This window comes from Bradyrhizobium sp. 31Argb (assembly GCF_043638955.1).
Taxonomy (GTDB): domain Bacteria; phylum Pseudomonadota; class Alphaproteobacteria; order Rhizobiales; family Xanthobacteraceae; genus Bradyrhizobium.
This window is the reverse complement of record NZ_JBEGDB010000265.1, coordinates 1-11,140: the sequence shown is the minus strand read 5'-3', so window position 1 is coordinate 11,140 and position 11,140 is coordinate 1. Positions and strand designations below refer to the sequence as shown.

10 protein-coding genes are annotated in these 11,140 nt (G+C 61.9%); 6 read left to right on the top strand and 4 right to left on the bottom strand.

From position 1 onward, the window contains the following. The 4 genes from AAFX91_RS33345 to AAFX91_RS33330 form a co-directional block, all read left to right on the top strand. The coding region (locus AAFX91_RS33345; protein ID WP_394569393.1) for a hypothetical protein at nucleotides 1-720 on the top strand (720 nt) is incomplete at its 5' end. A 579-nt stretch (nucleotides 721-1,299) separates the two neighbouring features. Next, nucleotides 1,300-3,318 (top strand): TonB-dependent siderophore receptor, encoded by a 2,019-nt coding sequence (locus tag AAFX91_RS33340; RefSeq protein WP_245476016.1) that lies wholly within the window; start codon nucleotides 1,300-1,302, stop codon nucleotides 3,316-3,318. A gap of 74 nt (nucleotides 3,319-3,392) precedes the next feature. After that, nucleotides 3,393-4,925, top strand: coding sequence for a hypothetical protein (locus AAFX91_RS33335; RefSeq protein ID WP_130578727.1), 1,533 nt, complete (start codon nucleotides 3,393-3,395; stop codon nucleotides 4,923-4,925). Nucleotides 4,926-5,107: 182 nt separating this feature from the next. Continuing rightward, a complete protein-coding gene (locus AAFX91_RS33330) occupies nucleotides 5,108-5,950 on the top strand; it encodes a Crp/Fnr family transcriptional regulator (RefSeq protein ID WP_130578728.1) in 843 nt (280 codons plus the stop codon). Between the two features lie 26 nt (nucleotides 5,951-5,976). Here AAFX91_RS33330 and AAFX91_RS33325 read toward each other — a convergent pair whose 3' ends face one another. The 4 genes from AAFX91_RS33325 to AAFX91_RS33310 all read right to left on the bottom strand — a co-directional run bounded on the left by AAFX91_RS33325 (nucleotide 5,977) and on the right by AAFX91_RS33310 (nucleotide 8,084). Beyond that, nucleotides 5,977-6,174, bottom strand: coding sequence for a hypothetical protein (locus AAFX91_RS33325; RefSeq protein WP_130578729.1), 198 nt, complete (start codon nucleotides 6,172-6,174; stop codon nucleotides 5,977-5,979). A 131-nt stretch (nucleotides 6,175-6,305) separates the two neighbouring features. Continuing rightward, nucleotides 6,306-6,779, bottom strand: coding sequence for a phasin family protein (locus AAFX91_RS33320; RefSeq protein ID WP_130578730.1), 474 nt, complete (start codon nucleotides 6,777-6,779; stop codon nucleotides 6,306-6,308). 300 nt (nucleotides 6,780-7,079) lie between these two features. Continuing rightward, nucleotides 7,080-7,781 carry a hypothetical protein gene (locus AAFX91_RS33315; protein ID WP_394569392.1) on the bottom strand — a complete coding sequence of 234 codons (702 nt, stop codon included), beginning with the start codon at nucleotides 7,779-7,781 and terminating at the stop codon, nucleotides 7,080-7,082. 51 nt (nucleotides 7,782-7,832) lie between these two features. Next, nucleotides 7,833-8,084: a hypothetical protein gene (locus AAFX91_RS33310; RefSeq protein WP_394569391.1), complete on the bottom strand. Its 252-nt coding sequence runs from the start codon at nucleotides 8,082-8,084 to the stop codon at nucleotides 7,833-7,835. Between the two features lie 322 nt (nucleotides 8,085-8,406). Between AAFX91_RS33310 and AAFX91_RS33305 the strand changes: the two genes are divergently transcribed. Together AAFX91_RS33305 and AAFX91_RS33300 are read left to right on the top strand one after the other, a co-directional pair. Beyond that, nucleotides 8,407-9,939, top strand: coding sequence for an MFS transporter (locus AAFX91_RS33305; RefSeq protein WP_394569390.1), 1,533 nt, complete (start codon nucleotides 8,407-8,409; stop codon nucleotides 9,937-9,939). Nucleotides 9,940-10,086: 147 nt separating this feature from the next. Continuing rightward, nucleotides 10,087-10,995, top strand: a complete 909-nt coding sequence (locus AAFX91_RS33300) for a dienelactone hydrolase family protein (protein WP_394569389.1) — start codon at nucleotides 10,087-10,089, stop codon at nucleotides 10,993-10,995. Nucleotides 10,996-11,140 lie beyond the last annotated feature (145 nt).

Below are 11,140 nucleotides of genomic sequence, written 5' to 3'. Positions count from 1 at the left end.
CACCGATCCGCTCATGCCAGGCTGTATCGCGCGCAAGCCGAAGGATGGCTAGGTGGGGGCCTCATGCCGGTTACCAATAAACCAGAGCTGAGCATCACTGAGTCCGTGGACCATGGGGTCTTCACCTTTCAGGTCAGCCCTGCGGGCGCATCGCCCCAGCGGATCAAGCTCGACCAGTTCATCTTCGCCAATGCCTATCTCGGTCCGGACCCGATGCCGGTCATCCGCGCCATGGATGCATACGCCGGGATCCGCACTAACGGCCGCCCGGACCTGGAGCCATATACGCTGATCGCCAAGTCATATGCACAACGGGGTGAAACCCACAACTCCGACAAAATCCTGATTGCCAAGAACAACCAAGACTGGCACTGGGCGGACATAGCGTCGCTGGATTTTGTTGGCCTCACTTTCACATGGCTTGTAGCCGATTACGGCTTCCATCCGGAAGTAGGCTTCTTGTGGATCCTCGGATTCGTGCTGCTTGGCTGGGGAATCTTCTGGCACGCCTCCAATCGTCTGGCAGCAGGTTCGTACCAACCGAAAAGTCCTTTCCTGTTAGCTCTGGATTCAGTGATACCGGGCATCCACTTGGACAAGAGCCACCAAGATGTACGCTATGATGGATGGCCTCAGGGCATGCTCTATCTGCTCCGGATCCTTGGCGCCGTGCTGGTCCTCGTTGCCTTCAGCTATCTGCAGAAGAAGGTGCTAGGCTGACCGTTGGAGGTCGTTTCTTCCGTTCAAATGCACGTCGTGCATGCAAGCCCTCGCTGCATACACGCGCCTGCACGTATCGAAGCGAGATTGTTTAGTTGAATTCTCGTGGATGACGGCAGATCAAAAACAAATGAACGTCGAAGATCAAACGTCGTCGCTTTTGTCAAATCGCGCCGTGCGCGGCGGCGAGTTGTGTTCAGCATCTCATCTCTGAATCTGCGTGAAAAGCTAGATGGAATCTAAGCCCGCCGCATTGTGACCGCACCACGACCTCCTGTAGGTCGCGATCTCGGTAGCCGACAGAAGTCGGCTGGGGATTTTGGGGCGACTGATCTGATGACGCGCGGGACTACACTTCACAAGAAAACCCTTCTGGCTGCAGCAAGCGCACTTGCGTTGACGATTGATGGCGGAGACGCAGCCGTTGCGCAGACGTCGCACGAGCTTCCGGCCGTGCAGGTGCACGCACCAACTCCGCGCGCAGCGCGTCGTGTCGCACCGCGCCAAAATGCCGCAACTGCACCGCGTGCAGCTCCGCGCCCCGTCGAGCCTCGTGCGCGGACGACACCGCCAACCGGGATGATCGGCAGCCTGCCGCCGTCCTATGCGGGCGGGCAGGTGGCTTCGGGCAGCCAGGTCGGCATGCTCGGCAATCGCAACGTGATGGACACGCCGTTCAACCAGACGAGCTACACCGCGCAGACGATCCAGGATCAGCAGGCGCGAAAGCTCGATGACGTGCTCGCCAACGAGCCGTCGATCCGCTCCTACGCGCCGCGCGCCTACGGCTTCGACTTCGTGTCCATCCGCGGCTTCAACGTGCCGAGTTCGGCCTACGGCATCAACGGATTGTACGGCATCGCATCGGGTTTCTCGTTCTCGTCGCTGGCGGCGATCGAACGCGTCGAGGTGCTGAAGGGACCGGGCGCGCTGCTCAACGGCATGCCGCCGGACGGTGGCGTCGGCGGCAGCATCAATCTCGTCACCAAGCGTGCCGGCGACGACCCGATCGCGCAGCTAACCAACACCTATGCGTCACGCTCGCAGTTCGGCACGCATTTCGATGTCGGTCGCCGGTTCGGCGAGGCCAACGAATTCGGCGTTCGATTCAACGGCAGCTATCGCAATGGCGATACCGAGCTCGCCAACCAGAGCCAGGAGCTCGGGACCGCAGCGCTCGGCCTCGACTACCGCGGCGAGCGCGTCCGTCTGTCCGCGGATGTCGGTTACGAGAAGAATAACATCGACGCCATGACGCGCTACGTGGTGCTTGGTCCGGCCCTGACCGGCGTGCCGGTGCCGCCGGATGCACGGGCGAGCTTCATGCCAAGCTGGGGCTATTGGAACGGCGAGGGCAAGTTCGGCCTCGTGCAGGGTGAGGTCGACATCACCGAAAACCTGACGGCCTACGCCCAGGCTGGCGTGGTACAGGGCGAGACCAGGTATCTTTATTCGGATATCAGGCTCACCAACCTCAACGGCAATTTCGACGGTTCGCCGCGACTGAACAGCCAGACCCGCGACCAGGCGGCGGTGCAGGCGGGCTTCCGTGCCTCGGTGGATACCGGGCCAATCCACCACGCGATCAATTTCAACGCGACGGGATCCGAAGGCGAGGTCGGGATCATCAACACGACGGGCACGGCCTTCACGTCCAATCTCTATAGCCCGCGTCCGAGCCCAACGCCGCTGATCTCGGTCGGAGCACCGCCAAAAATCTCGGATACGCATCTGTCGAGCTTCGGCATCGCCGACACCATGTCGGTGGCGAACGGTCGCGTCCAGTTCACCGCGGGCGTGCGCCAGCAATATGTCGAGAGCCGGGCGTTCAGTGCGACGACCGGTCTGCAAACCGGCGGCTATGACACTTCAGCAACGACGCCGGCCTATGCGGTGGTAATCAAGCCGCTGGAGAACGTCTCCATCTATGCCAACTACATCGAAGGGCTCGAGGCCGGCACCGTGGTCGGCGCTCAGTATGCCAATGCCGGCCAGGTGCTGCCACCCTATCGGACCCGGCAGTATGAAGTCGGCGCCAAAGTCGATTGGGGCCGGATCACGACGACCGTCAGCGCCTTCGACATTAACCGGCCGCTGCAGCTCGTCGATTTCGTCACCAATACGCTGACGCAATCCGGCGAGAGCCGCAACCGCGGCGTCGAGCTGAATGTCTTCGGTGAGGTCACGCCAGGCGTGCGGCTGCTGGGTGGCGTGATGTTCATCGATGCGCGTCAGGACAAGACCGAGCGCGGGCAGTTTGACGGCTACCGGACTTTCAGCGTGCCCGACACACAGCTCAATCTCGGCGGCGAGTGGGATGTGCCGTTCCTGCGCGGCCTGACGCTGACGGGACGCGCGATCTATACCGGCAGCTTCTTCGCTGATCAGGCCAATACGCTCCTGGTCTCGGACTGGACACGCTACGACGCCGGTGCGCGCTACACCTTTACGGCGCCGTGGAATAACAAGCCGGTGGTGGTGCGCTTCCAGGTCGAGAACCTGTTCGACAAGAACTACTGGCAGGGCGCCAACACCAACAGATACGTCTATCTCGGCGCGCCCAGAACCTATCTGGTCTCTACAACCTTCAACTTCTAGCAATGGCTGAAACGAAACGCTCGCGCCGTCCCTGGCGCGAGCTCGAGAGACGGCCTGACCCGCGGAGCCAAACCATGTCTAACCGACGAACCGGAAAGCAGCTTGCCCTTGGTGCTCTGCTGATCATCCTGCCCATGCTGTCTCCTTGCGGAGCAGCGAGAGCGCAGACCGTCAACTCGTTCGAGGGCGACCGCGGACCGGGTCAGGCGGTGTGCAAGTCGAACGGAGGGCCGATCCATTGTGATCGGGCGGAGATGGACGTTGCCGCGAGCGGCAAGCAGGTCGTGCAGGTCACGTGGCAGAACGTCAACGTGTACGACACTGCGGGCAAGCTCCTGAAATCCACGCCGCTGGCCGCACTGATCCGCAGTGCCGGGCTCGACCCGAACCCGGCCAAAGGCGGCGGGCCGTTCGAGCCGCATATCGTCTACAACGAGTTCATCGAGCGCTGGATCATCACCGTGACCTGCGCCAACGACTGCACGCTTGTGAGCGCCAGCGCCGACGCGACGGACTCGTGGGGTGGAACCTACCTGTCCTGCCTGCAGGGCGGCCCATGCCTCGACCGCAATCCCGGCATCAAGCTGGGCTACGACAAGAACGGCGTGTACATCTGCGGCGGGCACGCCGGCGACGACAATCCGAACACGGTGCCGGGCGTGTCCTACGACTGCTTTGCCGTGCCGCCGGTAGAGGTCAAGGCGATCGCGCAAGGCACAGCGCCACCCCATATCAACCGCGGCCACAACCTGCCGCTCGACATCGTCCCTGCGGTTGACCACGATCGATCAAAAGCCGCATCGGCTCCGGCGTTCTTTGCCAACAAGAGCTGCGACCACGCGGCGCAATACTCCTGCCAGCGCTCCACCAATTTCTCGTTCCACTGGATCGTGAACACGTTCACCTGGAATGGCGCCACCGGCACCTACAATGCCGGCGGCGCTCAGCAGGTGATCAAGACCGATATCGGCTCGAAGGAGAACAAGTGGCTCTACAACACACCGTGCTGCGGCCAGACCATGTCGATCCCGCAGGCCGGCAGCGACGTCACGCTTCGCGCCGCAACCAGCCACCGCCTGATGAATGTCGTCCAGCACGGCTCGCACTTGTACGGCGTCCTCGGCACTGGACCATGCACTGAGTCCTGCGGGGCGCAGGGCGCTGATGCCAACAATTTGCTGATCTGGATGGACCTCGATTGCTCGCAGCCGACCGCCTGCGTGGTCGGCCAGACGGCGAAGATTGCCAGCCCTGACAATCACCTGGAGTTTGGCACGATTGGCGCGGATGATACGGGGAACCTAGGCATCGTCGGCACGTCCTCAAGCGCGCGCACAAACCTGTCGGTGCTGCTCTGGACCCGCCGACAGGACGATCCGGCCAACACGTTCACCGGCCCGACGACGATCGTCGCGGGCGCGCATCCCTACACCTGCCCGAATGAGAGGAACGTGAGCCCGATGGGGAATTCGGTCGGCATCCTGACCGCGCTCGACCCCGTGGACCGCAAGACATTGTGGGCGACACAGCAATGGGCCAACGATGCCACCCCCTGCGTCTGGAACACGCGTATCGTCGGCTACAAGGTCGCGCCGGAGAAGCGGTGACGGCCCACGCCATAATCCGGGGTATTGACCTCCCAGCCGGCGTGGCGCACGCGCCCCTGGCGCTGCAGGCCCCATTTGGAACTTTCTTCGCGCGGCGTTTTTAGTGGTCCGGCGTGGTGGCTTAGTGCGCGTGCGTCCCCGGCACTAACTGCACTCCGTCTCTGGGAAGGAGCTTTCCCGCGATGGAGCATGAGACCAGGATTGAAAATCGACTTCTGGCCGCGCTGCCGCAAGCGGACCTGGATTTGCTTGCGCCCCATTTCCGGAAAGTGACGCTCAAACGCGACGCCGTCCTGGCGCGATCGGGCGATCTGATTGAGCAGATCTATTTCCCTTCCAGCGGGCTCGTCGCACACATTATGGACATGCCGAACGGACAAACGGTCGCCACCGCGATCGTCGGCAGAGAGGGCGCGGTAGGCATCCTTTCGGCGCTCGGACCGGCGCGCTCGCCGATGACGATGGTGGTTCGCGTCGCCGGAACGGCTTTGCAGCTCTCTCCGGCACGCTTCCATGCGGCGCTCGAGCACAGCCACGCCCTCAAGGCCGCCGTCAATAGGCTCAACAGGGCCCTGATCGTGCAACTCCAGCATGTTGCGGCTTGCAATGCGTTGCACTCAGTCGAAGCCCGGTTGGCTCATTGGCTGCTGCACATCCACGACCGGACCGAAAGCGACATGCTGCCGCTGACGCAGGAGACGCTTTCGGAGTTGCTGGGCGTGCGACGAACGACGGTGACCCATGTCGTATCCAAGCTCCGCGCGACGGGAGCAATCCGCTCCAATCGGCGAAGCTCGATCGAAATCGACAGGCCGCGGCTCGAAGCAGCGGCATGCGAGTGCTACGAACTCATGCGCAGCAGGATCGACCGTATTGTTTCGACGCACGAGATGACGCCGCACCGTCACTCTTGGCCTGCGCATGAGAGGCCTCGCACGCCCACCCCGCTGCCGACCGCCGAGAATGGAGTGCAGCACCGCGCGCGCCCCCACGGAGGGACCGCTCACCGTGCAAGGCACCGTTGAAGAACGGTTAGCTATGGCATGCTAGCTCAGCACACCCTCCTCGCTCCCTCGTCCGACTCGTAGACCCATGCTTCCTTGGCAAACCATTCATGGCTGGTCTGGCACATCGAGCAATAGGTGCGCGCGAAGAACACCGTACTGCATCGAAACTTCTCGCGATCGGCTTTGATGCCCGTTGGGATTGCGCGTCCCGTCTGCGGGCATTTGATCATGACGATACCCATCTTGGTCCTCCCTCAATGTCCCGAGTTGCTGCATCAGCAGCATTCCGCGGGCCATCGGCTGGACTCCGCCTCTTCTCGCGGGAGGCGCTTGTGTCCAGCCGATTCTCCGTGGCGCTTAAGAGAGGTTCGATCTAGGGACCTGTCCGCAGCACCCTGGCAAGGCTCTTCCTGATAGGCTCGGCAGTCTCCTTCGCCACTTCCCGAGTGAGCTCCCACAGTTCCTTGTTCTGAGCGGAGGTGACCTCAAAATTCTTGCGGCCATGCGTGGCCGATAGCTGGATGATCTCCGGCAGCGACTTCGTCCCCATCAGATGTGTGAGAAATTCGAGAGCGGAGCTGGTGTTCGTGCCCGAGATCTCGATCAACTTGGCCGCGTAGTCGGCGGCGCCTTTCGCGTTGGTCGAACAGGCTTCCTTGAGGATGTCAGCGATCTCGCCAGAAGCGGCCTTCATCCTTTCGCAATTCTCCTTTGCGCGCGCCATGCTTTGCTCGGCGATGCTGTGATACACTTCCGGCATCGCGAACAGCGGCATGTCGAATCCGCGCTTCGCATCATCACCGGCATTCGGATTGGCGTTCATTTCATTCGAATTCGCATTATTCACGGGTTGTAATCCTTTTCGAGCGAGACTGGAACCAACGGCAGTTCGATACGCATCCCGGCTCTCTCGAAGCGTGCGTGCTGCGAACGAGCCGGGAAGGATTTCCCAGATGGTCGGACCGGACGGGGTTGCCGCGCCGTGCCGACATCTATCGAACTATGGTCGACCAGCGCCGAGACTTCGGTTCGCTTTCTGACTCTCGAAACGTTTTTCGTGGGCAGGGACCGCCTCGCTCCGTAGACCCGGGATATGTGTATCAGCATGAGTGAGCGGGCCCCGGGTTACGCTGGCGCTCCACCCGGGCTACGATACTTCAATCGAGATCGTGCGGTCGCGGCCCACCGTGGCGTGGAGGCCGGTGATGGCCGCGGTCGTGTCACTGCCGTGCGCGCGTATGGCCGCCGTTGCCCAGCCATCCCTGAGCGAAAAATATCCCATCATCCCGGCCATCCCCAGGCAAACGACCGTCAGGATCGTGAGCCGGGGAGGAATGTGCCATGCCGTCGGCTCCAGTCCGGGCCCGGCGCCGGCAAGGACGCCTCGGTTACGCTGCCACCATCGGGTGCCGAAACTGACGACGAAAATGAAAGCGGCGATCGCGGCCCCGTAGCGGACCCAGGTCGCGAAGCCATTCATGTAGTTCCGACGCGCGTCCGCGTCCGGCACGATGGTCGGCACGGCTTCCTGCTCGTCAACGACCTTGATCGGCACTGGCACGAGGCGAACCTTGTCGCCGACCATCAGTGGCGCGAGGTATTGGTCGCTGACCGGCACCTTCTGGCGCGTGCGCTCGGTCCCATCGGGTCCGCGCCACGTGAGATCGAGCGAATGGACCTGATCGAGGAGGCGGGGGCGCAGACCATCGAACGTCAATGGAAAACGGCGCTGTTCGTGGGCGCCGGTGATCATGGCGCTGGTAGCATAGCCCGCATCGAGATTGCGACGGATCGTCCGCTCGTTGTCCCACAGTCCGACCAGTGCGACGACGCACAGCACCGCGATCATCGCGGCAAAATCGCTGATCTTCCATCCGCCGGTCATCGCGCCCCGCACGAGCTATTTGCTTTCCGTCAGGCAGCGGATGTGGTCCCAAGCGCGGCCCATACGAGGCTTGCTTGCAAGGTCTTGTTCGTTTGCAACGTATTTCGCGACAATGTCGCGGAGCGTTGGGTAATCTGGCTCGCTGTCGAACATTTGTAATGTCGCGTGCCGATCGGGTGTCAGCAGGTCGAGCGTGGGCACGGGAGGCTCGTCCCGCTTATTCAGCTCCGACAAGACCTTCTGCGTCAATTTGTTGTGCTCGAGCACGATCCGCTGTCGAAACGGTGCGTACGCTCGATCAAGTCCACGCAACTTAAGGTAGTTAATTACCACAGACCCGCGCCCCAGCTGCTTCGCGTGCGGCCGATCTATTGCATCTCGGCGCATCGCCAGCAAGACGTCGTGTGTGACAATGCAAGCGTAGCGCGAGTGCCCGAGGAGCCGACTGGAATCGCTCAGCTCTCCCACATCTCCTGGACCTCGATATCAGCAGCCCGGTAGCTGGCGGCCTCGAACTTTTCCACCGGGTTGCCAACGGTATACGTCAGGTGCACGCTAACCCGCGATATCAGTCCTTCTCGGGGATCCAATGATTGGATTCGCGCGGCCACCGTGCGACGCCGGGGTCATCGAGGCGACACCGGCTTTTGACGCCGCCCTGTCACAGAGACGCAAGTGGCTGACATTGGCGGCGACCGTCATTGGGTCCAGCATGGCCCTCCTCGACGGCTCAGTCGTGAACATCGCGCTGCCCGCAATCCAACAGGCGCTGAATGCAGATGCGGCGGCGACACAGTGGATCGTCAACGCCTACCTGCTGCTGCTCGGCGCGCTCGTGCTGATCGGTGGCTCAGCGGCCGATCTCTACGGCCGACGCCGGATTTTTGTTCTGGGCATCGCGGTCTTTATCGCCGCCTCCATCGTCTGCGGGCTCTCGCCGAATATCACGGTGCTTATCGCCAGCCGTGCGGTTCAAGGTTTTGGTGCCGCGCTGCTAACGCCGGCCAGTCTGGCAATGTTAGGAGCGACCTTCGGCAAGCATGAGCGGAGCCGGGCAATCGGGATCTGGGCGGGCGCAGGTGCACTGATGATGGCGGCGGGTCCGATGCTGGGCGGCTGGCTGGTCGACCAGGTATCGTGGCGGGCGATCTTTCTCCTCAATGTCCCGCTCGCCATCGCCGCGGCCGGACTTGCGCTTCGCTTCAGCTGCGAAAGCAGCGACCCCCGAGCAAAGCAACTCGACTGGGGTGGCGCCGCCTCAGTCGCGATTGGCCTTGCTGCGATCACGTGGTCTCTGAGTGCCATTCCGGCATCGGGATTTCGCGACAAGACAGTGCTGGCCGCCCTGGGCGTGGGAGCCGTTTTCCTGGTGTCGTTCGTCGTGATCGAAGCGCGCCTCCATGAGCGGGCGATGATGCCGTTGTCGCTCTATCGATCGCGCGATTTCTCGGCAACTAATGCCTTGACGCTGTTGCTCTACTTCGCGCTCGGAGGTGCGCTGTATTATCTGCCGTTCGGCCTGATCCGCCTCGGTGGCTACTCCGCGACACAAGCCGGCGCGGCGCTGCTGCCTTTAGCACTGATCATGGGATTCGGGGCATCATTCGCCGGGACCGTTGCTGACCGTCTGGGGCCGCGGCTGCTGCTCACCGTCGGACCGATCGTCGCGGCCTGCGGATTGGCGATGCTGGCTTTTGTCGATTTCGGGCAGCCTTACTGGATCAGCGTGTTTCCATCGATGGTCCTGCTCGGCGCGGGGATGGCAATTACGGTTCCGCCGCTGACGTCGACCGTGATGGGGGCCGCCGGCAAAGCTCATGCCGGCATTGCTTCGGGCGTCAACAACGCGGTCGCTCGAGTCGGTGGCCTGCTCGCAGTTGCAGCGCTCGGGGCAGCGTTCTTTGCAGACTTTTTGTATCATCTTGCCGGGACGACGCCTGCGCAAGCCAACGAGGCCCTCAATGCCGTGATGTCCGGACAGGCGAGCGCTGGTGCGGAAGCAATAGCCGCATTCGAGCGCGCGCTACACGCGATCATGCTGGTGCCCGCGGGTTGCGCCGCACTTGCCGGCGTCACTGGCTGGATGTGGATCGAGCCGCGTCGCGCGCCTGCGAGCAGCTGAGACACTCTCGGCAATACCCCTTCCTCAAGTCTATGAAATACTATAGGTTGAGCACCCGGCGCAATGCCCGGAGGTACGACCCGATTGAAGGTCGATGGAGCGACAATGCTTTTTGAATAGCTGATTAGCAAAACCATGGAGCGCAATATGGCGGCGGTCTCCAAGTCGAATATTATTGCTTTCTTCAATTGCATCGCACTCGCGTTCGGTCTCCTTCTCGCATTGATCTCGACAGCCAGGGCGCAAGAGAAGGTCTCATTCCCCTCGACGGACAGTGACCTGACGGGTGGAACGCCCACGATCATCAATGGCTATCTTTACAGGCCGTCTGGACCCGGACCCTTTGCAGCAGTCGTCAGCGTTCACGGATGCGACGGCGCAGCAAATGAAAAAGGCGAAGTCCGCCCGCTCTACGGAACATGGGGCGAAGTCCTCTCTCAAAAGGGATATGTCGTTCTCCTGATCGACTCCTTTCAACCTCGCGGACACGGCAGTCTTTGCGCGTTGTTGCCGGTTTTCTCGCGCCCCATTCTGCCAAATCGGGAGACGCCAAGGGACGCGTTTGGTGCCATGAATTACTTGAGGTCGCGCTCCGATGTGCGGTCCGGCAGCATCGCTATTTTTGGTCAGTCATACGGCGGAATGGCAATGCTGTTTACGATCGCCAATGGCGCGTTGCCGAAAGATGTGCCGCCGGAAAAGGATTTCCGGGCTGCGATCGCCATTTATCCGAACTGTCCTCCGGTCGCGGACAAGGACCCGCATTGGCGGCCCCGCCAACCGATGCTGCTGTTGATGGGCGAGTCAGACAGCGCTACGCCTCCGGGGCCATGCAAGGACATGGTCGCGCGGGCAAAAGACGAGGGCAGCCCTCCGATTGACATGCACTTCTATCCCAACACACATCACGCCTTCGACCATCCGAACCTTCCGCTGACGCAAATGATCAGCCAGAAACGGCCGGATGGAAGTTCGCCGACCATAGGGTCAAATCCCGAAGCCCGCGCGGATGCGATCAATCGTGTCACGCAGTTCCTGGCGAGCGAGTTGAAATAGCCGACGGCTTGCGCAACGGGAAGGGACGCAACGGGTCGAAACCGGCAATGTACCGATTGAGCAAAGCGTTTCTGCCTAGCATTACAGTTGTCTTTTTGTTTTGAAGTGCGCGCGCTGGGCGGCGGCCTGGTGAGCTCTACGCCAA